Origin of the sequence: Neobacillus sp. GCM10023253 (assembly GCF_042653105.1) — a bacterium.
GTDB classification, from domain to species: domain Bacteria; phylum Bacillota; class Bacilli; order Bacillales; family Cytobacillaceae; genus Neobacillus; species Neobacillus citreus.
On sequence record NZ_JBHSHV010000018.1, the window covers coordinates 21,616 to 44,067 of the forward strand.

The window sequence follows — 22,452 nt, forward strand, 5'->3', positions numbered from 1 at the left end:
ATAAACCTATTAGAAAAGCACTGGTATCATTCGTTAAAATTGTACAGCTAACTTTTTTAACTTTAAGATCACTTAATGGAACCGTTGCCGTATGTACAGATTATTAAGTGTAAAATTTCCTTAACAATTTTTACAAAATTTACCCTGCCCGTCACAAAAAAACCGGCATCCTAATGATGCCGGTCAAGTACTGTTCCTTATTTTATATTCCCCGTATTAGTAAGGAATGTGACTATTTCTGGGAATAGCGCAAGCAGTCCGATGAATAATACCATGATTATCGCATATGAAAAAACACCTTTAACAATTTCTGACATAGAGGCAGATTTGTCTACTCCCTTTAATACGAATAAATTTAAACCGACAGGTGGTGTAATTAATGCTAATTCCATATTAACAACCAAAATAATAGCGAACCAGATTGGATCAAAACCTAACGACGTAATAATTGGATATAAAATTGGAACAGTAATCACGATAATGGAAACCGTCTCCAAGAAACACCCTAGAATCAACAATACGATATTTATTAATATAAAAATGACCCAAGGGGAAACATCCCATGATGTAGCCATTTCGGTAATGGTTTGTGGGATTCTTAGAACCGTTAAAATAAAGCCAAGCAGCATGGCACCAACAATAATGAAAAGAATCATTGCATTTGTTTGCACTGTTGAAAATAAGATTTCTTTCATATTTTTAAACGTTAAATTTCTATAGGCTAATCCAGCGACTAATAAGCTAATGACTACCCCCACTGCCGCCGCTTCTGTTGGTGTAAACAGGCCGGAATAAATACCGCCAATAATGATAACTGGCAGGATTAATCCCCATATTGCTTTTTTTGATGCCTCAAATCTTTCCGCCCATGTGGCTGCTTTTTCCTTAATATGTCTTGTCTGCCAGGAGGCAAAAATGGTGAAAAGTAATGTAAGGATTAATCCAGGAACAATACCTGCAATGAAAAGTTTACCTACAGATTCTCCAGTGATATTTCCATAAAGAATCATCGGAACGCTAGGCGGGATCAAAATCCCTAATGTACCGCCTGCGGCTACTAAACCTAAAACATATTTTTTCGTATAGCCTCGTTTAACCATTTCTGGAATAGCCACTGAACCAACGGTTATAGCCGTTGCCACACTTGAACCTGATATAGCAGCAAAAATAGCACAGCAGAAAATAGTTCCAATAGCAAGCCCGCCAGGTAAATGTCTGAACCATTTGCTGGCCATTTCATATAAATCTTTCCCTACACCGCAAACTAATAAAATCTGGCTCATTAATACATATAACGGAAGAGCCGTTAGCTCAAATGAATCTAATGCCTTATATGAAATAATCGGTATTTGATTGAAAGCTAGTGTTCCGCCATTAAAGAAATACATTCCGCCTATCGTAAGTAAGCCTAGAGTAAAGGCAACGGGCAGACCAATTAATAGGAGAGTCCCCATTCCTCCAAGGAAAAATATATTCATGCGTGAGTCTCTCCTTTCCGACTAAAACCATCAATGATTTGTAAGATAAAGGCCATGCAAAGCAATACCCCGCCGATAGGAAGCATCATTTCCGGTAAATACATCGGCACCCTTAATAGTGATGAGGAGGTTGTTCCGATTGTATAAGTCCCTTGTACATGCAGGATCGAGTAAAATGTGAAAATGACACTAAAAAGGAGCCCTAAAAGATTGGAGATCACGTCCAAAATATTTTTTACTTTTAATGGCACCGCATTTGTTACAAGATCCACAGTAATATGTGAGAAGGTTCTTAACGCGTATCCGCTTCCGATAAAACAGCTTCCAATCAACGAATAAATGGATAATTCTGTCGCAAAGATCGTTGGGGAATTGAAAATAGCACGAGACACGATCTCATAAAAGATCATTCCTGTCATAAGCACTATGAATATGCCTGAAATGATTCCCCCAAGACGAATGATTCTATCGATGAATTTATAAAGTGTCTTAAATAAATCCATTTTTGCCTCCAAACTATGTCAGAAACGACATTATTAAAATTCACCCGGGAGACATGTCCTCCCAGGTGATTATATAAATCTACTATTTTAGTTTTGCGTTTCAGCAAGGTCTAGAAGTTCCTTACCAAGATCTCCGGCTTGTTTTTCGAAAATATCATATACTGGTTTAGCCGCGTCCTTCCAAACTTTTAGATCTTCTTTAGGAACAACGTAAACTTCTACACCCTTCTTTTCTAGTTCTTTAGCAGTTCTCGCATCTTCAGCCTTTGCTTTTTCACGAATCGAGTGTTCTGTTTCGGCGGCAGTTTCCTCAATTAACTTTTGTGTTTTGGCAGGAAGCTTATCCCAATAGCCTTTATTAACGGCTAAAATAAACTCCAAATATGCATAATTGTTAATGGTTAAATATTTAACCACTTCATCATATTTTCTTTGAAGCATCGCAGTTGTTCCAGATGTTGCACCATCAACTGTATTACGCTGTAATGCCATATAAACTTCCCCGGCGCCCATAAACACTGGAGAAGCTCCATATGCTTTAATTAGTTCTGATGGAATTTCGCCAATACTTCTGATCTTTAAGCCTTTAAAATCTCCAGGAGATTTAAGCGGTCTAACATTATTAGCAAATTGAGCGTAACCATAGTCAGCAAATAATAATACCTTTGCACCCTTTTGTTCCATAGCAGACTTTAGTTTGTTACCCATTTCACCTGAAAGTGCTTTACCAGCAGCGTCATAATCATGAAAAACATAAGGGACGTCAAAGATTCCCATGGCAGGAACGGTCGAAGCCCAAAGTGTTGACGAGTTTAATCCCATCTCTACCCCGCCTGTCAGGATCGACTGGTTCATTTCCTTATCACTTAACAACTGTCCAGCTGGATATACTTGCACTTTTACCTTACCGCCGGATTTTTCAGTAACCTTTTTTGCAAATTCTTCAATACCCACAGAAATGTGATGATCTTGAGGAAGATTGTACGCTAAACGAATGGTAGCTTCTTCATACCCGTCTCCGCCGCTGTTGCTTTCAGCTTTTTCCCCTTTTGTAGAAGCTGCTTGATTTGTTGCCTTTCCCCCACAAGCTGTCAAAATTCCCATTAATAAAATTAAGGCTAGAAAACTTGAAATTACCTTTTTCATTTTACATCCCTTCCCTCTCAATATTTAAATATAAATCTCTCAAAATCCCCTGTTCTTCCTATCGTGTTCAATTATTGTGTCCCTCTATTTAGGATTGGCAACCTTTTACTTTATGAAGATGACCCGTCAATTCCCGATTTGTATATGGTTTCAGTAATTCGATGCAAGCTAGAAGCTGCTCGAAGTCAATTCCCGTATCAATGCCCATTTCATGCATCATGAAAACAAGATCCTCTGTTGCCGCATTACCAGCTGCACCAGGGGCAAATGGACACCCGCCAAGACCGCCGATCGAAGCATCAAACCGAGTGACCCCTGCTTCTAAGGCAGCCGTAACATTTCCAAGTGCCAGGCCATATGTATCGTGAAAATGAGCAGAAATACTTGCTTTTGTTTTTAATGAAAGGGCAGCCTGAAATAACTCAAAAACCTGCTTTGGATTTGCTCTTCCAATGGTGTCGGCAAGAACAATTTCATCTGCACCTAGCATTTCTGCTTCCTCGACCATTTTGAGAACCAGATCAGCATCTACTTTTCCCTCAAACGGGCACCAAAAAGCAGTTGCAATACTATAGCGGATAAAAATATCATTTGCTTTTGCTTTTTTGATTACCGTTGCAAGATTAGTAATAGATTGCTCCCGGCTCATTTTTACATTTTTTAAATTAAAGCTGTCACTTGCACCTACTACCAGTGATAGTGAATGGACATCGCTTTCTATCGCCCGGTCATATCCCTTCTCATTAGGAATCAGCGCCATATATTGAACGGAAGGGCTTTTTTCTATGCCGTTTAGAACTTCTTTTGCGTCCTTCATTTGCGGCACATATTTCGGATGAACGAAAGAAACTGCTTCCATCCGTTTGATTCCAGTTTTGCTAAGTGCATTGATTAGCTCTATTTTCTTTTCGGTCGGGATAAAATTAAATTCATTCTGAATCCCGTCCCTAGGTCCGACTTCAATTATTTCTACTTTATCCGGAAGATTCATAAGACACCCCCTCTTATTTTTAGAAATTCCAAGCTTTTTCAATTGGATGGGATTGTTTTTCTCTTAAATAACCCCTTTTGCTTTTAAATCCTTTATTTGCTCTTCAGTCATGCCTAGCTTTCCGCCAAGAACATCATCGGTGTGCTGCCCCAATTCTGGTCCTGCCCACTGGATTTCACCAGGGGTTTCACTCATCTTTGGTACAATTCCGGGCATCTTCAACATGCCAAGACCATCAACGGCTACTTCCTGAATCATTTTTCTGGCTTGATAATGCGGGTCATTTACTATATCCTCCACAGAATAAATGGAACCCGCCGGGACCCCCGCTTTATCTAAACTTTCTTTTACTACCTCGAATGGCAAACTTTTCGTCCATTCTTCGATAAGACCGTCTAAGAATGCAGCATGTTCAGATCGTTTGGCATTGTTTTCATAGCGCGGATCCTCAGCAATGTCCTCTCGTCCCATTGCATGCATAAGCCTTTTAAAAATGGCATCTCCATTCGCACCAATAACGATATACGTTCCATCCGAACAAACATATGTATTCGATGGTGTAATCCCCGGCAGCATACTTCCCGATCTTTCCCGAATCAATCCTGCACGATCATATTCGGGAAGAATACTTTCCATTAAACTAAACACCGATTCATATAAGGCAACGTCAATTACCTGCCCCTCACCCGTACCATTCACATCACGATGGTAAACCGCCATTAATGCACCGATCACAGCATAAAGCGATGACAAGGAATCTCCAAGACTTACACCTACTCGTACCGGCGGACGATCTGGATATCCCGTGATATAGCGAAGACCTCCCATTGCTTCCCCAATCGATCCAAACCCCGGTTTATCTTTGTATGGACCATCCTGACCATACCCGGACACCCGAATCATAACCAGACCTGGGTTAATTTTTTTTAATTCCTCGTATCCTAGGCCCCACTTTTCCAATGTTCCAGGGCGAAAGTTCTCTATTAAAATATCAATTTCTTTCACCAGTCCGCGTATCAGCTCTTGTCCTTCATGGTGCTTCAGGTCAATGGTAATGGACTTTTTATTTCTGGATTGAACATACCACCATAGACTTGTACCGTTTTCCATAACCCGCCATTCTCGGATTGGATCACCCTTGGCGGGAGGTTCGACTTTTATAACCTCGGCACCAAATTCAGCTAACAACCGAGAGGCAAATGGACCTGCAATTAGCTGTCCCATTTCCAGTACTTTTAAGCCTTCCAACGCTTTTTTTCCCATATGTATTCATCCCCCCATAGTCTCAATCTGTTTAAAGCTAAAGAAGATTTCTACTTATAAAGTGATATAAGTGTCCTTAGGTCATGCTCAATGTGTTCAAGCATTACCTCTGCAGCTTTATCCCCATCCCTTTCTTTAAGTGCTGAAAGGATGCGTGAATGTTCTTCGATAGGGCTCTCATCCTGCATGGCTTCTCTCACCACACTGTTCCTTAGATAGGTCACTTTATCCCGAATCATATTTGTTAAGGAAATTAGCTGGCGGTTACCGGATGCCTTTAGGATCATCTCATGAAATTTGATACTCAGTTCCACTACATGATTTTTATCCTGTTTTAACCATGCTGCTTTAGTTTCTTCAACGATCTTTTCAAGCACCTCTAATTCTGAGGATTCACTTTTTTGTGCAGCTAATTTAGCTGCGAGCGATTCCATTTGCTGCCGAACTTGATAAATATCAATCATATCGGATGTTGAAGGGCTGAACACATGTATGGCGTTCCCCTGTTGCACAAGCAACTCATCTTGAATAAGGATTTTTAAAGCTTCACGCACCGGTCCTCGGCTGGTACCGAATTCCTCCGCAAGTTTTGCTTCTACCAATCGATCACCAGGAACGTAATCACCTTCCAATAAACGTTTCTTTAATATTTGATAGATTTGGGTATTTAGTGTATCTCTAACAATCGATTCCAATGAAAGCGCCCTCCTTTGTGAACCACTTTGCAAGCGTTTTCTCAAACTATTTTTAATAGTATGATAATTACGGTTAACTGTCAACGGTTAACAATCAATTTATTTAATATCTTCTGAATATTTTTTTACTAAAAAACCTCCATAAGTTTATATGAATACTCCCAATATCGAAACCGTCTATGCTAATGCTAGGAATGCAGAATGTCTATATTTATAAAAAAATAAGCGTAAATAATTCCCGTCTTGATTAAAGGTGGAGATCATTTGCGCTTATTCTTTAGCTTTTAATAAACCAATTGTTGCAAATGATGCATAGGGACGGTTCTCTTGTCACATAAAAACTAGGAAAACATATTGCAACAGAAATTGGGAAATAATACATACATGGGAGGTAAAAATATGGATACTGAGCAGTTAAAACTAACATCTTCTGAGATTGGTTCATTGTGGGGTGAATATGTAAACGGAACAGCGGTAGACGTAATAAATAAATATATGTACTCAATTATTGAAGATGAAGCAATAAAAGCGATTTTTCATGATGCGCTCACGACATTCGAAAAACAAAAGACACAAATGATCACTTTTTTTGAGAACGAGGGGTTTCCTGTTCCAATTGGATTTAATGAATCCGACCTGTTTTTAGGAAAACAGAGATTGTTTACAGATGCATTCTGCCTAAATTATTTGCACGTAATGACCTTACATGGATTATTAGGACATATCTCTGCATTAAGCATTTCTGTTAGAAAAGACTTAAGGGATTTTTACGACTCATGTGATAATGATGCAAAAAAGATGTATCACCAAACGATTGAGTTATTGCTTGATAAGGGGCTTTTTCAGAGAGACCCATTATTTTATGCATATGAACACCCTCAGTTTGTTTCAAGCACTGATTTCAAAGATGGCCTTTTTGGAAAGGGAAGAGCTCTTGCCGCTACAGAAATCATTAGTATTTCTTTTAACCTGAAAAAAAGTATAATGGCTAAAACCCTTTCTATTGCATTCAGCCAGGTAGCAGAATCCAAAGAAGTTAGAAAATTTTTAACTGAATCTGAGAAAACGGCTGATGGACAAATAAAAGCATTGGCAAAAATACTCCAAGCGGATAACTTACCAGTTCCAAAATCAATGGAAACTGAAGTGACAATTTCAACAGACTCTCCATTTTCTGATAAGTTATTAATGTACCACATGGGATTTTTGTTTCAAATTGCACAAACCTATCATGGGGCAGGTCTTGCAACAGCCATGCGAACAGACCTCGTGACCACTTATGAAGCAACGATTTTACAAAATCTAATGGTGACAAAAAACTGGTTTAATATTATGGTGAAAAATAATTGGTTAGAACAACCTCCACTTGCGCCTAATAGAGCAGAAATTGCAAAAGAAAAATGATAAAACATGCCCTTCCAAATCGGTAGGGCATTTTTCTTTTTAGAAGAGCATTCTTCTACTAAACGCCCAGTTAGCACAACGTAGATGTCGAGGCTCAGGAACAAAGCCCTTTCTTGTAAAAAAGTCCTAAAATGGATTGAACCGGAAATAAAAAAAACAAAATCAATAAAGATATAAGCCGTTTCTATAAAGCAGCAAATCGAATAGGATACATTACTAAGAATGTATAAAAGGTGGTGAATCCCTTTGCGTGGTAAAACTCCTTTACACCTTGTTTACGTATCCAATTCTGGGGATGATAGAATATCCATTATTAACACGAAAACAAGAAAAGTTATTAAGACTATTAAAACAGGTGATAAGCCTTGGGAGATCACAGTCGGTCCAAACGGCAAATTTGTCTATGTTGTAAATATGAACGATAACACCCTTCAAGTGATTGATAGAAAAAAGAATAAAGTTATTCGCACAACAAAAGTTGGGAAGCTTCCAACCGATGTTAGTACCTCAAAAAAATTTGTCTATGTTACGAATGCAGCTGATGATACTGTCTCAGTATTGGATTTAAAGGGTAAAAAACTCCTAGCTACTATTAAAGTGGGTGACAATCCTAGTGGGGTTAATGTGTTGCACGGTAAAGGTCCCAGTCAAGTTTACGTTGTTAATTTTAACAGCAATACACTAACAATAATCGATGAGAAAACCCGTAAAGTAATTAAAACGATAAAAACCGGAAAAGGTCCAGACCAGATCGCATTTACTAACGATGGAAAAGTTGCCTATATCACCAATAGACTTGATAACACAGTTTCCGTTATTCATACTAAAAAACGAAAGATTGTTAAAACAATCAAAGTGGGAAATGAACCTATTGGAGCTGCTGTTACGCCTGACAATAAATTAGCGTATGTCACTAATTTTGGTGACGACACGGTTTCTGTCATTGACATTAAAAAGAATAAGGTCATAAAAACAATAACAGTTGGCGATGGCCCAGTTCTTGTCGCAATAACAAAGGAAAACAAATTCGCCTATATTATTAATAACCTCGGAGACACTGTTTCCGTGATTAATATTAAACGCCAAAAAGTAATTGATACGATTAAAGTCGGAGACGCTCCTGCGGGTATTGCCGTTTTTCCGATTTAAATAAAGGTCAGACCCACAAATGGACAAAATCCGGGGTCTGACCTCACTTAGTCCTAACAAAACGAGTTAGTCTAATTACTATAGAGGTTACTGAGAGTCACTTCACTTTTCCGCTCTTTTCTGTTATTTTTGTTCAGTTCCCTATCATTGACTATAGCTGGACATGGCTTTACGTTTTCATCTAACAAAATATCTAGTGTTTTTTTATGTTAGATACATTTAATAACAAATTCTTATTGAACCATGCTACCCTAACAATAAAAAAGAGTTGCCATCGAAGCACCATCTTCGCGGCCACCGTTAGTTGAACAAGACACAAAAGGAGCCTCATTCTTATGAATATTTTAATTTTAGGTGCAACTGGACGAGTTGGAAGTCAAATAGTGACTTATGCCCTTCATGACAGACATCATGTTACTGTATTAGTTCGCACTCCAGAGAAGATTCAAATTAATAATGAAAATTTAACCATTATTCAAGGGAATGTTTTAAATAAAGATGATCTAGTACGTGCAATGCGTGGGATTGATGTAGTTATTAGTGCACTAAATACTGATGGCACAACCACTCTATCAGAAAGTATGCCATTTATTATCGAAGCAATGGAAAACGAAGGTATACAACGAATTATAACTATAGGAACTGCAGGTATCCTGCAAAGTAGAACCACGCCAAATTTATTGCGTTATCAGTCCAGTGAATCAAAGCGTAAATCAACTCGTGCAGCGGAAGAGCATCATAAAGTTTACGAATTGCTTAAACAATCAATACTCGATTGGACGATTGTCTGTCCTACGTACTTGCCGGATGGAGAAAGGGTAGGCAGATATCGAATAGAGCGAGACTTTTTGCCGGAGGGTGGGGCTGAAATATCCGTACCGGATACAGCAGAATTTACCTTTAAACAGATAGAAGCAAGCGATTATAAAAAATCACGTGTAGGTATCGCCTACTAATAATATTCTTATACACTTTTATATTGGATTAACTAGTTTGTTGAAAAAGTCAATAATTTCATTTTTTTAATTGAGTATCCTTTGTAATGAGGGCAAGTTTCTTTTTATTTGTTATGATTCCTAATCCAAGCATAAGTGTGAAAAATAGCAGCAGCCAAGAAATATAAGCAGGCAAGGATGTAATCATAATGGCAATCCAAGCAAAAAATAAGGATGCAGGGCTTATGACTTTAAGTATTTGATAAATGATTTTGCTAACCGCTGCTTTATATAATGGAGTGGCTTCTAATAAAAAAATAAACGGGTTACAAAACGTTCCAAATGCTAAAGGAATAACCATATATATAGGCAATTTAATATTCATAGTAAATTCTAATAGGAAGACCAAACCTATCGAAAATGATTGCATAATATAATCCAAATGTGCCGCTTTAAGTTTTCTCGGATTCGTAAAAAAATCGTTAAGTTGACTATTTTTCAAGTAAAATACCGCTCCAAGTGGCAAAGATAGGATAAGGCCGGCCATAAAAATAAATATTGCCCAATTCAAAAGAAAAAAATTCATGAGATAACCCTCCCAGTATTATGCTCAACAAGATTTCGGGAAACTTTGAGATAAAAAATAGCACCTACATAAACCAATGTACCAACAATAAGATACATAAAAAGCGAAGATTTTGACTCATCAAAGTGCTATTGATTGACGCCCTTTCTTCTCTTTTCGAATGAATCGTCTATCAATAAAGAAAGCTGTAAGTATTGCAGCTAAACTGATTAAAACTGGTATCCCGAAAGATTCATAGGAAAACGGACTGCCTTGGAATTTTAGATTTTCAGCACGATATTCTATTCGCTTGGCACCATATATAGCGGTTAGGATGTCCTCTTGCTTCGCTAAATCTTCGAGGGTAACATCAAACATAAATCTGTCTGAGTAGCCGCTGTGAATAAACTCGAGGTTTACTTTGTTACCCCTTACGTTCCAATCCTTGACTTCTTCTGCAGCTAAAGACTTCGCTTCTTCCCCCGGAACGAACATTCGATCTAGCTTCGGCACATCCCACATGTGATATCGGGTAACTAGGTTAAGGTTATACTTCGTAACAATAGGCTGCTTGACATTTGAGACGGTGTAGATTTTTGTTGTTCCAGAATTTGCATAAGTATCAAAAATCGTGGTAAGCGCCCCCTCATCCATCCCATCATACAACCATACCCCTGCTGTTTTTTTGTGCCATTGGAATGCTGTGTTGAACGTATAAATCAATTCACTTCCATCCACATAATATGGATCTACCTTTGGATTTTTCACGAAATGATAAGAAGGGTAATGGATCTTATTTGCTATTTTTTCCGCCATTGGTTCGCCTAATTGCTTTGAAATCACATAGAGGACGGCATCGATTCCAGAAGTAATAGCAGCTGAAGAAACAATGTTCCCGTCTACTACATAACGCAAATCCCTTCTCCACTTTGTATCAGGATATTTATTAACTTCTTGATAATCAAAACTTTTCCAGTCAGTTGTTGCTTCTTTCCCTTTTAATAGACCTGTATCCGCCAGATTCAACCCTCCAGCACATATGCTTAACAATTCTGTATCAGAATGTTTTCGAATCCATTCCCGGACAGTTTTATATTTTACTTCGTCAACTATGGGCATGGCGGGGATTACAATAAGGTCTGGACTTCTTCCTAATAATCGATCCAGTTCATCAAAAGAATAGTGTGGAATCAGATCCAAACCCCCAGAGAGTGTTTTCATATTTTTGTCTGGAGCAACTGCATACACGTTATAAGATTCAGTCATCGCAAACATTTCATAAGGAACCATAAAATCAAACACTTCGGTGGTCTGATTGGATAAAATCACAGCTACTGTTGGTTTTTTTTGATTATATTCCGGCACACTCACGCGTTGTAAAGCAGGGAATGGTGTTTGTCGAGCAGGATTCCAATATTCCTGATTGGTGCGAATATATCCATACACACCAATCCCTCCAAAAAATATAACGAATGTCATTACATAAACAACTACACGTAATAATAACTTCATTTTAATTCTCCTCTGATTAATATTTTTTTATTTTTTTCACTTAGAAAACTACACCATCTAAATAAACACCCGCCTTTGCAAGACAATATGATTCAAATTTTCCAGTTACATCGCCAGACTAGACCAATTTTATTGCTGTTGATTTTATAACCAAGATCCTTCATTTAATTGCTTAATCTCAAATGTTGTATATATACAAATATAAAACATTTTCATTCATTGTCAATACATAATTGTTGTATTTATACAATTATTTTATATAAAAACGGCTGCCTGAAAATTAAACTTCGGTTCAATATCCAGGCAGCCGTTCTATTTTTTAATGCTTAACGTTTGTCTTCTTGATAATCTCCAACAATATAGCTACACTTTCATCTACTTGCTTTCGCTTGTTTTCTGGAACTTGTTTTAAAATGTCCGCAAACAACTGATGATGTTTCTCATGAGCATTCGCTACTGCTTCCAAGCCATTTCCGGTAAGTTTGATAAGTACTTCCCTTCTATTGTCAAGGTTGTGTTGCCTTTCCACTAGGCCGGATTTCACAAGCGGATCCAGTGTCCTTGTCAAAGTGGAAGGCTCCACACCAAGAATGCCAGCCAAATCTCCGTGACGGTAAGTATTGGAACCTATTTCCATTAAAAGATGCAATTGTTTTGGGGTCAGCCCTTCAACAAAAGACTTATCACCACCGAGTACACCCGACATTTTAATAATTGACAATAAAAATTCCCCAAATATTTCCTGCCTCATTTTTCATCACCTGATTATTGTGTTTTATAACTTGTATATCAAAACTATTGTACTTTTGCAATAGTTGTAACTTACCCTAGCCATAAGAAAACTTGGTTTATAGTTGTAAATACTTAAAGGACCGCCTGCAGCGATCCCATCTTCAACTCTTGCACCCATTAGTTGAACAAGAGTTTATTAACAAATACATTGAAAATTAAACACTTTTAATATTTTTATTGCACTCTAATTGTTTTTGAATTCCTAACCTATCAATCTGAATCCAATACTCTGAAATTTTTTCAGATTCTATTCTATACACCGCACTTGCCATTTGTATTACTGATTATAGGTGATTTTATTAAAACCTCCGTTAATGCAATAAGAAAAAGGGATTGCCACAGCATCCCTTTTCTTGAACTCTTGCCCCCGTTAGCCAGCCATGAAGCAGTGCTTCACCACAGAATATGAATGATAATTACATTCTTTCATGGTAGTTAAACAACAGAAGGTTTCTTAGTCAAGAACCGCTCCAATCGTATTACGGTATTAAATTACCTATCCTAAGGTTCGAGCTTCAAAATAAATTCTTCAACATCCTTGCCTCTTGCGTTGGAAAAACCCTTATCTTCAGAGATGATTTTAAACCTGCATTTTTCCAATACCCTAATGGAGGCGAGGTTATCTTTAGCGGCACGAGCATAGAGCGGGCGTACCTTAATATACTCCAGAAACTCTGACAACGCTTTAGTTGCAATACCATGACCCCAATATTCCTTCCCAATCCAGTAGCTTACTTCGGGTTTGCCGAACCGTTCAAAGTTTGAGACGTGTCCAGTGACAATGCCATTGAATAATATAGTCTTAATTGTGATAGTCTCGTCAGCGATAATTTTTTTCCAATGGTCAAAAAATGCGTCCTTATCAGTGGGGTCTTTAGCTGTAAAGGCAGCCATATAGTTCGCCATTGAATCTAGTTGTTGTTCGAAAAAGATAGGAAGATCTTCCTCTGTGATATCTCGTAGCTTCACTTCGCTTTTGCTAATGGATTCCATATAATTCACAAGCTCCTTAACATATTGTTGAATATAAATTCTTCCAAGTTTGGAGAAATTCCTTCTTCAACTGCCCCTTTAGCTTAAGACATCGCCAAGTTGCAAACCATCTTAAACCATTCCAAGCCGGAGATCACGCTGCTGTATATCGGAATTACCCATAGGAAATTGAGGATAGCTTAAATAACTTTGTACTGTAATGACAATATCGAAATAAGGTGGAGTGCAACTTCACACCGCTTCATTTAAACCACTCAAATAAATCCAACAATGTTCTAACTCAAAGGGGAGATTTATTTTTTCTATACATGGTTCTAATTATCAAAGAATATGCATCTTCTTATATGAAATATATTATTCAAAATAAAGGATGAGCGTATGACATTAGATATTGGAAAGCACTTTCGAGCCGCAAACGATTGGTGTGTCAAGAATGGCACTTACAGGGCAGGATGGCCAAACTGTCACCAAGCCACGTACCAGGACCCTCAGCGAACGGTGTACGGACATTTTCTGTTGAAGCAAGACGTAGTTGACTGGCGCGATGTACCTGCATCGGAGTACAATGCCAAGGACATAAGGACCAGGTTTACCGGGGCACATGATTACGCACGCAGAAATGGGTACCAGCATGGATATCCCAACTTCCATGAGGCAAATTACGGTAAGGGTGTAGTGTATGGCACCTTTCTTATCAAGCCGGGTACGTGCGAATGGCGAGATGTCCCAGCGAAAGAACTAGGGTTGGGCACGGGTGATCCCAGCAAAATACCTATGGAAAATTGGTTCAGAGGCGCGTCAGACTATGCTTCAAAGCATAACTATGCAGCTGCAATGCCTAATGGCCACTATGCCAACTACGGGCTGGGCTATGTTTGTGGTGTGTTCCTGTTCCCTAAGGGTAAAGCAGAATGGAGAGACATCCGGGGACGCGAACTTGGTCTTCCAGAGCCCATTCCACGAGTACCAGACCCAAAGACGAAGACCACCGTCCCGAACATAGTAGGATTGCTCTCAAGCCAGGCTTCCCAGGCAATCATGGCAGCCAAGTTGCGGACAGGGTATGTCTTGAATGGTACGGGCGAGATCCGGAGTGATCTCCTCCGTGTTAAGGGGCAGGACCCCACGGCCGGAACGAGTGTCGATGAGGGGACGTCTGTCAACTACAGCGTGGAGTTGGCACAACAACAACAAGGTGTCAAGTCGGTCTTGCTTGTGAACCGCCACCAGCAGGGGCGTTCGGTGGAAGTGTTCCTCTGGGACTCAGCAGTGGGCAACTGGAGCAACAAGGGTATGCTCAATTTCGGCGCCAGCACAACACTTTCCCTGGCCTCGGGTCGGTTATACCAGGTTGTTGCAGTAGACCGGGGCCTCATTAATTGCACCGATGGCAGGCCAGAAAACGTCAGCTGTCAGAGGTTCTCCTGGGGCGCGCGCGGAGACTCTGGAGGAGTACAGGTCACGCTCAACGTGCCCTAGTACAAGTATTCACTCGAACAAGGCTACAAATTCTAACCATTTCCTGGTCAGTAGACAACGGATCTCCACGAGGGAGATCCGTTTTTTCTTTAGTCATAGAAACCCCAATGTCCAAAATAATATCTAATACCCTCTGCAAAGCGCATGCTTAACTCTTGCGTAAGGTAATGGGTATTTATTAAGAAAGAGTCTGAATTTATCCCAAGTAAATGATTTCCTCTGACTTCTTCTATTGAGCCATTTAAACAGTAAATATCCGATTTTGTCTCTGAATTTGTTTACACTTTGGGTATTATCTGTGATGCAATAATAATTGTAATAACCTATCAGTGAGCGTCTAAATCTATCCATAATTATATGAATATCTTTATTTCTATTAATCTTCAACTATTCCTTATAAACATCACAAAAGAGCCATTTTCTATTACTGTTTTAGCTGCTTCCGTGGGAAGTCCTTGTCCCCCAAAAACATCTCCTATCCAATAAACAATTTCGCCTATTTTGCATTGTTGATTGATGTGCCTAGTACAGTTTATTTCCAAATTTGAAATAAAAATGGTAAATTAATATGGTGATAGATAAGGAAATATATTCCATAACAAAAGGAGGATAACCATGAAGAGTGTTTTAGTAAAACCCTTGCTTTCCGTTACTTTAGGGTTCGGAATCGTGGCAGGAGGTGTACCCCGCATCTCTCAGTTGATCGGCGATTGCTTCAATCCCCTTCGTTCGGCCTAAAACATGGTGTAACAACAAAACTTCTGCCATCGTTTTTTCCTCCAATTTAATGAACTTCATATGTCTAAGTTTCGACAAGAAAGCCTGTTTGACCTACCGGAACTTTACAATTTAGAAATATCTACCTTAATAAAACCCACCCCTTGCTTATTCAATAATCCTGCCCCGTTAGCGGAACAAAAAAAGCGACTGCCCTTATTGAACAATCGCCCCCGTTAGCTGAAGAACTGCATTTTAATCTTCTGGTTGTTCCCACTCTTCATCAAGGACGAGTTTACCCTCTTCATCACGGATATATGCCGTACCTGGAGGGGAACTAAGAAACGGAATTATTTCGTTATCGTAATTACATATTGTATTAACTTGAAAAACTGAATGGTTCTCAGCATTATCCATATATTCATCACTTTCATCACCAGCAAGAAATCTCCAACCACTATCTGGATTTCCGTTTTGGTATGGTTCTTCTCTATACATAAATCCCACTTTGCAGCCATCAACTGTTATTCTATCAGAAGCAATGCACCCCTCTTCAGAGTGGATTAATCGTATAATTTTGTCACCTGGTATGTAGAATTTTTTTGCCTTCTTTTTAAACCTAAACATTTCCTCACTCCTGTTCCATTTCACCTAAATTCGACATTGAGAAAAGTATTTCCTTCTTCAAGTTACCTGCCCATTAGTTGAATAACTCTGACATTCTGCTTACTTATCTTAGTAATATTAACTTAGTCAAAGTGGAACAATAGTCAAAGCTATATACTTGAAAAGGAGTTAAAAATGCATAAACAAAACATCTTATTTAACCTTGATGATACATTATCATACTGTAATAGATATTTTAGCCTAGTAATAGACGAGTTCGCTGACCAAATGATGGCGTGGTTTGAATCGATTACCGAGGAAGATATAAAACAGAAGCAGCTTCAACTTGATGTTGCAGCGATTAGTGAGCACGGACTAAAGTCAGATCGGTTTCCTGAGTCATTTGTTGGTACTTATAAATACTATTGTGACTTAACTGGGAGGGAAAAGAAAAAAGATGAAATCCAATATTTAAGAGAGTTGGGTTTTAAGGTATTCGAGATTCCTGTTGAACCTATTCCGTATATGAATGAAACTCTACAACGTTTAAAAGAAGAGGGACATGAATTATATTTGCATACAGGAGGAGATGAGGCTAATCAACACAGAAAAATTACCCAGTTAGAATTGACTACATATTTTGAACATCGCATTTTTATTTCGGAGCATAAGGATACAACAGCTCTATCCGATATTTTAAAAACCATTAAGGCTGACCCTAATGTAACATGGATGGTTGGAAATTCATTAAGAACGGATATTGTCCCAGCTCTGGAAACGGGTATCCATGCAATATACATTCCAGCAGAAAGTGAATGGAAATATAACCTGGTTGAAGTTAACGTTGAGCATAGTAGTCTTTTTATAACAGTAGATTCACTTAAAGAAGTTCCTGATGTAATTTATAAACGTATCCAAGATCCAATAATGTAAGTGGATAGAAATAACCTTATTTTAAGAGCAAGGTTTAGTCCCCCCCAACTTTCTTGAAAGTGGAAAGACTTCTTAACCCGCCGAGTTCCGTAGTTGGAAAATCGGCTTTTAAATTTGTGAAGAAATATACTTAAACTAAACTGCCCCGTTACTTCAATAAGAAAAGCCACCAAAAAGGCAGCTTGTTCTTCAACTCTAGCACCATTACTTTAAGTACAATACTTCACAATCATTTTTTTACCTCAATAAATTCAATCCTCTAAATGTGTTGTCCATGCAAAAAGACGCCTTCTTATTAAAGAAAAGCGCCCGATTGTTGGATTTATTATTAGTAAATCTTTAGGGGGTGTAACTAAATTTACATTTTTATTTATTCTTGTCTAATCTCATTGCCGGTACATTAACTGAACTTTTTCAAGATCACTTATAAAGAGGTTAATTTCCTCTTGGCTCAACAGTATGGGCATTTGATCATATAAAGTAATGATTTGACCATCTATGTCATTCCGGTGTTTTTTCAAATAATCATAAAGACTTTTTAACTGGCTTTGTTTAATAGTCGATTCTGTGGTGAAATGTTTTACTTTCTGTAAAGAAAATTCGTTCATGAGTTCATCAAACTCGCCCGAAATAATGCTCCCCGTCAGCAACATGTGATCACTCCTAAACCATAAGGTTAGTTTCTGTTAGTTTAACCAAAAATGTCAAATCCATATTAAAGACCACTGCTAGAAAGTTGAAGAACAATATTTGGCCCAATTCAAAAAGGTCTTTTTAAGAATGGCACCCTATAATGGATTAAATAAAAAATGATCATACTTTTCCCAATTTCTTGTGTCTTTTATAATCAACTGACTAAGGATTCTCGCATCCTTCAGTGCCTTTTAAAAGTTCTCTATTTTAGTGTACCGATGACTATTTCTGAGCTATGGCTAGAAAAAAATACACAGCTTGTTAAATATAAAAAGGGGTGGAATTGGAAAACCACTTTTTATTCGCTTTCTTTTTCCTTTTTATTGGTTAGATTTTCAATGTCTGTTATAAGACGTCTCTTCAATAATAAATACGATTTTTCTTAGATGGAGGTTCTTAATCAACAATAAGAGTAAAAAGGAAGAGGCATTTCTTCTTTTCGTATTATAAGTTCAACCAGATATTTCTGGTTGAACATTTTTTTAGGTACAAAAAAAAGACCACCGCTGCAATCATCCTCAGCCATCACAATATATGAATCCCCCCACTTTATGAATATTTCAACGATTAAAGATAATTTACCATTTAAAAAAACCGTAAAGAATGTTTCCCCCTATTTTTGGAACAATACAATTGATTCTATTAACGAATAAGGAGGTTAATTAGAAATGAAAAATCAAAAATTAGCCGATCATGAATCATTGGATTTACATGAAGTTATTAATTTCAAAACCCTTTGCTTAGTGAAATCAAAACTAATGCAAGGACTGGTATTTGATCATGATTTAAGAGCATTAATGCAAAAAGATGTTGAACAATCCATGCAAGCGCTTGGGGAATTACAGGCAATTTATCAACGTGCACCTTTTGAAGCCCCTGTTCCTCAAAACCGTCCAACACCAATAGTAAATTGAAAAGGAGGCAAATTCATTGAACCAGGACTATTTAGACCCTATAAACGCGCTACACGTACCAGAGCTAGCAGATACCACATTTGCGATGGATTTACTTCTTCGCGCCAAAGAAGGTGTGCGCAATATTGCGGTTGCATTAACGGAGGCTGCATCACCTGATGTTAGAACTCTCTTACGAAACCAGTTAATGCAAGGGATTGCCATGCACCAAGAAATTACAGAACTAATGATTAGTAAAAAATGGTTCCATCCATACGAACTAAGTGAACAATATCAATTAGACCAACTCTCTGCCAACAATACATTGATGATTGGCAAAATGAATCTATTCCCTGTTGAGACCAATAGAAAAGGTATGTTTGACCGGACACCTGATGAACACTAACACTGGAGGCTGTAACCAATGAAGGCAGTAACGTATCAGGGTATTAAAAATGTTGTAGTCAAAGAAGTTCCAGATCCAAAGATTGAAAAACCAGATGACATGATTATTAAAGTAACAAGTACAGCTATATGTGGGTCTGATTTACATTTAATTCATGGCATGATTCCTAACCTGCAAGAAAACTATGTTATTGGCCATGAACCAATGGGAATCGTCGAAGAAGTTGGTCCAGGTGTGACTAAGCTAAAAAAGGGAGATCGTGTCATTATTCCTTTTAATATAGCATGCGGTGAATGCCATTACTGTAAAAACCATTTGGAAAGCCAATGTGATAATTCAAATGATAATGGTGATATGGGTGCCTATTTCGGATATTCTGGTACGACGGGTGGCTATCCAGGTGGGCAAGCTGAATATTTAAGAGTTCCATTTGCCAACTTTACTCATTTCAAAATTCCAGAGACTTGTGAAGAACCAGATGAAAAGTTAGCAGTTATTGCCGATGCGATGACTACTGGTTTTTGGAGTGTTGACAATGCAGGTGTAAAGGATGGAGATACAGTTATTGTTCTTGGCTGTGGTCCGGTTGGTCTTTTTGCTCAAAAATTCTGTTGGTTAAAAGGGGCAAAGCGAGTCATTGCCGTTGATTATGTCAATTATCGCCTGCAGCACGCCAAACGCACCAACAAAGTAGAAATTGTTAACTTTGAGGACCATGAGAATGTAGGAAGTTACCTGAAGGAAATCACCAAGGGCGGCGCTGATGTTGTCATTGATGCTGTTGGTATGGACGGTAAAATGACTGATATGGAGTTCCTTGCGAGCGGAATGAAGCTTCATGGCGGAGCATTAAGTGCGTTTATCATGGCTTCACAAGCAGTGCGTAAAGGCGGGACAATTCAAGTTACTGGCGTTTACGGCGGCAGATATAATGGTTTCCCTCTTGGAGATATTATGCAGCGAAATATCAATATCCGCTCCGGTCAAGCACCTGTCATCCACTATATGCCATATATGTTTGAATTAGTTACGACCGGAAAAATTGATCCAGGAGACGTCGTAAGTCATGTCCTTCCACTTAGTGAAGCAAAGCGTGGCTATGAGATTTTTGACACAAAAATGGATGATTGTATAAAAGTCGTGTTGAAACCTTGAGGAAGGAGATATAAAAAATGAACTACGCCTTACATGAAGTTCTTGAGGTCCATGAGATGGCTGCATTTAAGACCACTTGTTTAACTAAATCCAAAACGATGAAAGCGTTAGTCACAGATCCGCTATTAAAAGATATTATGCAGCAAGACATTGATGTATCTACGAGACAATTACAAGAATATGCTTCTATCCTTTCCAACGCTAAGCAGTAAATTTAGGAGATGAATGAACATGAATCCAATCATTGAAACTTTAACGGGCATGGACGGACTATCGGATCAAGTCGTTACAATGGATCTACTCATTTCAGCTAAAAGTGGAATTAGAAATTATGCCATGGCAGCTACTGAGGCAGGAACACCGGAAATTAAAGAAATGCTCACTCGCCATTTAGTGGAAGCTCTTGATATGCATGAACAAATATCCACATATATGGTAGAAAAAGGATGGTACCATGCTTGGGATACAAACGAACAGATCAGTTTGGATTTAAATAATATCAATACAGCATTGAACTTACCGACATTATAAAAAATTTCCAGGAACAGTTTAGCACTCACCAAATAAACTGTTCCTATTAAACCATTTTGAGTTTATTTGGCAGAAGTAAATAAAGTTAATACTAATACTTCTTGCTTACTCGAGTTTGTTTTACACTATATAATTGAAAACAATTAATAGACTATTTTTATTATGAAAAGGTCGGAGCAGGAAATTCATCAATTTTGATACGAAGTAAACTATAAGGTTTCTGTCGCAAGTCTTTTCCATAATGAAATCTAGGCTGTCGATGTAATTGGTTCACAATGACATACAAATATTGATCCGGACCAATTGAAAAAGTATCCGGCCACAAAATTCTCGGATCATGTGCGATAGTTTCCATTATGCCATTTGGCAATATCTTACGGATACTGTTGTTTTCATAATCTCCAGCATAAACAGTTCCCTTTGCATCGGTGATCATTCCATCAGACGCACCTTTTTCTCCCCAATACTCCACATGATAAGGTAAATCCATGTCCGGTATCAATCTGTCTCTTAGGGCTTCTGTTGAGATCGAGAACAAATGACGACTGGTTAGTGGAGCAAAAAATAATATCTTTCCATCGGGAGAAATCGCAAGACTATCAGACGCCAATCTAAATGGAGAAGTTGAACCGTCTTTGTTTCGATTCATTAATATTTGACCTTCTACTTTCGGTAAGAAATAAGGATCGGGTGAAGTTGAATTTGCCCCATTTAACCGTCTAAACGCGTTTCCATTTGATAAATCTACGACGATAATTGCTCCTGGTCCTCTTGAAGAAGAATCCGTTATATAGGCATAACCTGCTTTTCCTACACGAAAATCAAAACGGACATCATTCAGATAAGTTGTAGGCAGGACAACATCTTCTGTAAAGGTATATACTTTTCTTATTGTATTGGTTTCTAAATCAACAGCGACTAATTTTGCCCCCCCTTTAATAGGTTCAGAAAAATTGGGTGCCGCTGTATCTAATATCCAAAGCGTTCCCCTTCCATCAGCAACTACACTTTGGACACTGATGAAAGTCATTGTGATATTCTCGGGATTAACCAAATTGGTTTGTAAATTAGGATAAGGCTGCAATTTATCCTCAACAATTTCCCCCACCGTAAATTTAACATCGTCTCCCCATTTCGGAAAGCAAATGAAAATACGACCGGTTTCTGAAACAGTAACACCTGTAGGCATAGCCCCATAAAATGCATAAACTAGTTCTAAATTACCGAAATATTTTTCACTAGGTAACATAGGTTTCATAATATCCTCCTCAAGCATTCAAACGGGATATCACCTAATATATGATTTATATTTTTTCTAGTGCATGTTTCTTAATAAGTTTTTCTATACGAAAAGATGATTGAATGGATTGTTTTCGAAATTTAATAAGTCTGTCAGAAGAAAGGAAACATTTTAAATTAAAGGTCTCCTGTAACGCAATAACGGCTGCCTGTTTTTCAAGCAGCCGATCTTGAAGGATTGCCCCCGTTAGCTTAAGTACATTTCTTCACAATATCATCAAATGCGAAATAATTATCTTCTTTATTTAATAACTAATAAACTAAATATATTAGGTTATTCTAACTGTATAATTGGCAAACATTAGGGAGGAAGT

The 22,452-nt window shown here is 38.1% G+C and carries 26 protein-coding genes and 2 pseudogenes; 12 read left to right on the plus strand and 16 right to left on the minus strand.

Annotation, left to right across the window (positions count from 1 at the left end):
• Positions 1-197: 197 nt before the first annotated feature.
• The 6 genes from ACFPA1_RS20705 to ACFPA1_RS20730 form a co-directional block, all read right to left on the minus strand.
• Positions 198-1,478 (minus strand): TRAP transporter large permease, encoded by a 1,281-nt coding sequence (locus ACFPA1_RS20705; RefSeq protein WP_378585141.1) that lies wholly within the window; start codon positions 1,476-1,478, stop codon positions 198-200.
• Positions 1,475-1,981 (minus strand): TRAP transporter small permease, encoded by a 507-nt coding sequence (locus tag ACFPA1_RS20710; protein ID WP_378585143.1) that lies wholly within the window; start codon positions 1,979-1,981, stop codon positions 1,475-1,477. Before ACFPA1_RS20710 ends, ACFPA1_RS20705 begins: the two co-directional genes overlap by 4 nt.
• An 87-nt stretch (positions 1,982-2,068) precedes the next feature.
• Positions 2,069-3,127, minus strand: a complete 1,059-nt coding sequence (locus ACFPA1_RS20715; protein WP_378585144.1) for a DctP family TRAP transporter solute-binding subunit — start codon at positions 3,125-3,127, stop codon at positions 2,069-2,071.
• A gap of 88 nt (positions 3,128-3,215) precedes the next feature.
• Positions 3,216-4,118 (minus strand): hydroxymethylglutaryl-CoA lyase, encoded by a 903-nt coding sequence (locus ACFPA1_RS20720; protein WP_378585146.1) that lies wholly within the window; start codon positions 4,116-4,118, stop codon positions 3,216-3,218.
• A 63-nt stretch (positions 4,119-4,181) separates the two neighbouring features.
• Positions 4,182-5,381: a CaiB/BaiF CoA transferase family protein gene (locus tag ACFPA1_RS20725; RefSeq protein WP_378585147.1), complete on the minus strand. Its 1,200-nt coding sequence runs from the start codon at positions 5,379-5,381 to the stop codon at positions 4,182-4,184.
• Positions 5,382-5,431: 50 nt separating this feature from the next.
• Positions 5,432-6,076, minus strand: a complete 645-nt coding sequence (locus ACFPA1_RS20730) for a GntR family transcriptional regulator (protein WP_378585149.1) — start codon at positions 6,074-6,076, stop codon at positions 5,432-5,434.
• 399 nt (positions 6,077-6,475) lie between these two features.
• Here ACFPA1_RS20730 and ACFPA1_RS20735 point away from each other — a divergent pair, with 399 nt between their 5' ends.
• The 3 genes from ACFPA1_RS20735 (at position 6,476) to ACFPA1_RS20745 (ending at position 9,585) form a co-directional block, all read left to right on the plus strand.
• Positions 6,476-7,480 carry a DUF3231 family protein gene (locus tag ACFPA1_RS20735; RefSeq protein WP_378585150.1) on the plus strand — a complete coding sequence of 335 codons (1,005 nt, stop codon included), beginning with the start codon at positions 6,476-6,478 and terminating at the stop codon, positions 7,478-7,480.
• A gap of 246 nt (positions 7,481-7,726) precedes the next feature.
• The gene (locus tag ACFPA1_RS20740) at positions 7,727-8,629 is read left to right on the plus strand and encodes a beta-propeller fold lactonase family protein (RefSeq protein ID WP_378585152.1); all 903 of its coding nucleotides are present in this window, start codon (positions 7,727-7,729) and stop codon (positions 8,627-8,629) included.
• 335 nt (positions 8,630-8,964) lie between these two features.
• Positions 8,965-9,585, plus strand: coding sequence for an NAD(P)-dependent oxidoreductase (locus ACFPA1_RS20745; RefSeq protein ID WP_378585154.1), 621 nt, complete (start codon positions 8,965-8,967; stop codon positions 9,583-9,585).
• Between the two features lie 58 nt (positions 9,586-9,643).
• Here ACFPA1_RS20745 and ACFPA1_RS20750 read toward each other — a convergent pair whose 3' ends face one another.
• The 5 genes and pseudogenes from ACFPA1_RS20750 to ACFPA1_RS20770 all read right to left on the minus strand — a co-directional run bounded on the left by ACFPA1_RS20750 (position 9,644) and on the right by ACFPA1_RS20770 (position 13,426).
• A complete protein-coding gene (locus tag ACFPA1_RS20750; protein WP_378585156.1) occupies positions 9,644-10,150 on the minus strand; it encodes a hypothetical protein in 507 nt (168 codons plus the stop codon).
• A gap of 120 nt (positions 10,151-10,270) precedes the next feature.
• A complete protein-coding gene (locus ACFPA1_RS20755; RefSeq protein WP_378585157.1) occupies positions 10,271-11,641 on the minus strand; it encodes a DJ-1/PfpI family protein in 1,371 nt (456 codons plus the stop codon).
• A 319-nt stretch (positions 11,642-11,960) separates the two neighbouring features.
• Entirely contained in the window at positions 11,961-12,362 is a 402-nt protein-coding gene (locus ACFPA1_RS20760) for a MarR family winged helix-turn-helix transcriptional regulator (RefSeq protein ID WP_378585158.1), read from the minus strand.
• A 226-nt stretch (positions 12,363-12,588) separates the two neighbouring features.
• Positions 12,589-12,714 (minus strand): annotated as a pseudogene (locus tag ACFPA1_RS20765) (ester cyclase); the annotation flags it as partial.
• Positions 12,715-12,934: 220 nt separating this feature from the next.
• On the minus strand, positions 12,935-13,426 hold the full coding sequence (locus ACFPA1_RS20770; protein ID WP_378585159.1) for a GNAT family N-acetyltransferase: 492 nt from the start codon (positions 13,424-13,426) through the stop codon (positions 12,935-12,937).
• Positions 13,427-13,513: 87 nt separating this feature from the next.
• Between ACFPA1_RS20770 and ACFPA1_RS20775 the strand changes: the two are divergent.
• Positions 13,514-13,626, plus strand: a pseudogene (locus ACFPA1_RS20775) (site-specific integrase); the annotation flags it as partial.
• A gap of 178 nt (positions 13,627-13,804) precedes the next feature.
• Complete coding sequence (locus tag ACFPA1_RS20780; protein ID WP_378585160.1) at positions 13,805-14,905, plus strand: PASTA domain-containing protein; 1,101 nt, start codon at positions 13,805-13,807, stop codon at positions 14,903-14,905.
• 123 nt (positions 14,906-15,028) lie between these two features.
• Here the strand turns inward: ACFPA1_RS20780 and ACFPA1_RS20785 are convergent, their stop codons facing one another.
• From ACFPA1_RS20785 to ACFPA1_RS20795, 3 genes are all read right to left on the minus strand, one after another.
• Positions 15,029-15,292, minus strand: a complete 264-nt coding sequence (locus ACFPA1_RS20785; protein WP_378585162.1) for a group II intron maturase-specific domain-containing protein — start codon at positions 15,290-15,292, stop codon at positions 15,029-15,031.
• A gap of 267 nt (positions 15,293-15,559) precedes the next feature.
• On the minus strand, positions 15,560-15,721 hold the full coding sequence (locus ACFPA1_RS20790) for a hypothetical protein (RefSeq protein WP_378585164.1): 162 nt from the start codon (positions 15,719-15,721) through the stop codon (positions 15,560-15,562).
• 156 nt (positions 15,722-15,877) lie between these two features.
• Positions 15,878-16,249: a DUF2185 domain-containing protein gene (locus ACFPA1_RS20795; protein ID WP_378585165.1), complete on the minus strand. Its 372-nt coding sequence runs from the start codon at positions 16,247-16,249 to the stop codon at positions 15,878-15,880.
• A gap of 174 nt (positions 16,250-16,423) precedes the next feature.
• Between ACFPA1_RS20795 and ACFPA1_RS20800 the strand changes: the two genes are divergently transcribed.
• Positions 16,424-17,161, plus strand: a complete 738-nt coding sequence (locus ACFPA1_RS20800) for an HAD family hydrolase (protein WP_378585167.1) — start codon at positions 16,424-16,426, stop codon at positions 17,159-17,161.
• A gap of 386 nt (positions 17,162-17,547) precedes the next feature.
• Here ACFPA1_RS20800 and ACFPA1_RS20805 read toward each other — a convergent pair whose 3' ends face one another.
• The gene (locus tag ACFPA1_RS20805) at positions 17,548-17,814 is read right to left on the minus strand and encodes a hypothetical protein (protein ID WP_213119171.1); all 267 of its coding nucleotides are present in this window, start codon (positions 17,812-17,814) and stop codon (positions 17,548-17,550) included.
• Between the two features lie 156 nt (positions 17,815-17,970).
• Here ACFPA1_RS20805 and ACFPA1_RS20810 point away from each other — a divergent pair, with 156 nt between their 5' ends.
• The 6 genes from ACFPA1_RS20810 to ACFPA1_RS20835 all read left to right on the plus strand — a co-directional run bounded on the left by ACFPA1_RS20810 (position 17,971) and on the right by ACFPA1_RS20835 (position 20,839).
• Positions 17,971-18,240: a CBO0543 family protein gene (locus ACFPA1_RS20810; protein WP_378585169.1), complete on the plus strand. Its 270-nt coding sequence runs from the start codon at positions 17,971-17,973 to the stop codon at positions 18,238-18,240.
• A 282-nt stretch (positions 18,241-18,522) separates the two neighbouring features.
• A complete protein-coding gene (locus ACFPA1_RS20815; RefSeq protein WP_378585171.1) occupies positions 18,523-18,768 on the plus strand; it encodes a spore gernimation protein GerQ in 246 nt (81 codons plus the stop codon).
• A gap of 16 nt (positions 18,769-18,784) precedes the next feature.
• A complete protein-coding gene (locus ACFPA1_RS20820) occupies positions 18,785-19,153 on the plus strand; it encodes a spore coat protein (RefSeq protein WP_378585173.1) in 369 nt (122 codons plus the stop codon).
• Positions 19,154-19,171: 18 nt separating this feature from the next.
• Entirely contained in the window at positions 19,172-20,308 is a 1,137-nt protein-coding gene (locus tag ACFPA1_RS20825) for a zinc-dependent alcohol dehydrogenase (RefSeq protein ID WP_221845550.1), read from the plus strand.
• 17 nt (positions 20,309-20,325) lie between these two features.
• Positions 20,326-20,520 (plus strand): hypothetical protein, encoded by a 195-nt coding sequence (locus tag ACFPA1_RS20830; protein WP_026576189.1) that lies wholly within the window; start codon positions 20,326-20,328, stop codon positions 20,518-20,520.
• Between the two features lie 19 nt (positions 20,521-20,539).
• Entirely contained in the window at positions 20,540-20,839 is a 300-nt protein-coding gene (locus tag ACFPA1_RS20835) for a spore coat protein (protein ID WP_213146229.1), read from the plus strand.
• A gap of 160 nt (positions 20,840-20,999) precedes the next feature.
• Here ACFPA1_RS20835 and ACFPA1_RS20840 read toward each other — a convergent pair whose 3' ends face one another.
• On the minus strand, positions 21,000-22,097 hold the full coding sequence (locus tag ACFPA1_RS20840) for a major royal jelly family protein (RefSeq protein WP_262307441.1): 1,098 nt from the start codon (positions 22,095-22,097) through the stop codon (positions 21,000-21,002).
• Positions 22,098-22,452: the final 355 nt, after the last annotated feature.

Bases quoted from the DNA above. Each gene is read 5' to 3' on its own strand.
- ACFPA1_RS20705 (WP_378585141.1), bottom strand. From the start codon at position 1,478: ATGAATATATTTTTCCTTGGAGGAATGGGGACTCTCCTATTAATTGGT.
- ACFPA1_RS20710 (WP_378585143.1), bottom strand. From the start codon at position 1,981: ATGGATTTATTTAAGACACTTTATAAATTCATCGATAGAATCATTCGT.
- ACFPA1_RS20715 (WP_378585144.1), bottom strand. From the start codon at position 3,127: ATGAAAAAGGTAATTTCAAGTTTTCTAGCCTTAATTTTATTAATGGGA.
- ACFPA1_RS20720 (WP_378585146.1), bottom strand. From the start codon at position 4,118: ATGAATCTTCCGGATAAAGTAGAAATAATTGAAGTCGGACCTAGGGAC.
- ACFPA1_RS20725 (WP_378585147.1), bottom strand. From the start codon at position 5,381: ATGGGAAAAAAAGCGTTGGAAGGCTTAAAAGTACTGGAAATGGGACAG.
- ACFPA1_RS20735 (WP_378585150.1), top strand. From the start codon at position 6,476: ATGGATACTGAGCAGTTAAAACTAACATCTTCTGAGATTGGTTCATTG.
- ACFPA1_RS20745 (WP_378585154.1), top strand. From the start codon at position 8,965: ATGAATATTTTAATTTTAGGTGCAACTGGACGAGTTGGAAGTCAAATA.
- ACFPA1_RS20750 (WP_378585156.1), bottom strand. From the start codon at position 10,150: ATGAATTTTTTTCTTTTGAATTGGGCAATATTTATTTTTATGGCCGGC.
- ACFPA1_RS20755 (WP_378585157.1), bottom strand. From the start codon at position 11,641: ATGAAGTTATTATTACGTGTAGTTGTTTATGTAATGACATTCGTTATA.
- ACFPA1_RS20770 (WP_378585159.1), bottom strand. From the start codon at position 13,426: ATGGAATCCATTAGCAAAAGCGAAGTGAAGCTACGAGATATCACAGAG.
- ACFPA1_RS20780 (WP_378585160.1), top strand. From the start codon at position 13,805: ATGACATTAGATATTGGAAAGCACTTTCGAGCCGCAAACGATTGGTGT.
- ACFPA1_RS20795 (WP_378585165.1), bottom strand. From the start codon at position 16,249: ATGTTTAGGTTTAAAAAGAAGGCAAAAAAATTCTACATACCAGGTGAC.
- ACFPA1_RS20800 (WP_378585167.1), top strand. From the start codon at position 16,424: ATGCATAAACAAAACATCTTATTTAACCTTGATGATACATTATCATAC.
- ACFPA1_RS20805 (WP_213119171.1), bottom strand. From the start codon at position 17,814: ATGTTGCTGACGGGGAGCATTATTTCGGGCGAGTTTGATGAACTCATG.
- ACFPA1_RS20810 (WP_378585169.1), top strand. From the start codon at position 17,971: ATGATCATACTTTTCCCAATTTCTTGTGTCTTTTATAATCAACTGACT.
- ACFPA1_RS20815 (WP_378585171.1), top strand. From the start codon at position 18,523: ATGAAAAATCAAAAATTAGCCGATCATGAATCATTGGATTTACATGAA.
- ACFPA1_RS20825 (WP_221845550.1), top strand. From the start codon at position 19,172: ATGAAGGCAGTAACGTATCAGGGTATTAAAAATGTTGTAGTCAAAGAA.
- ACFPA1_RS20830 (WP_026576189.1), top strand. From the start codon at position 20,326: ATGAACTACGCCTTACATGAAGTTCTTGAGGTCCATGAGATGGCTGCA.
- ACFPA1_RS20835 (WP_213146229.1), top strand. From the start codon at position 20,540: ATGAATCCAATCATTGAAACTTTAACGGGCATGGACGGACTATCGGAT.
- ACFPA1_RS20840 (WP_262307441.1), bottom strand. From the start codon at position 22,097: ATGAAACCTATGTTACCTAGTGAAAAATATTTCGGTAATTTAGAACTA.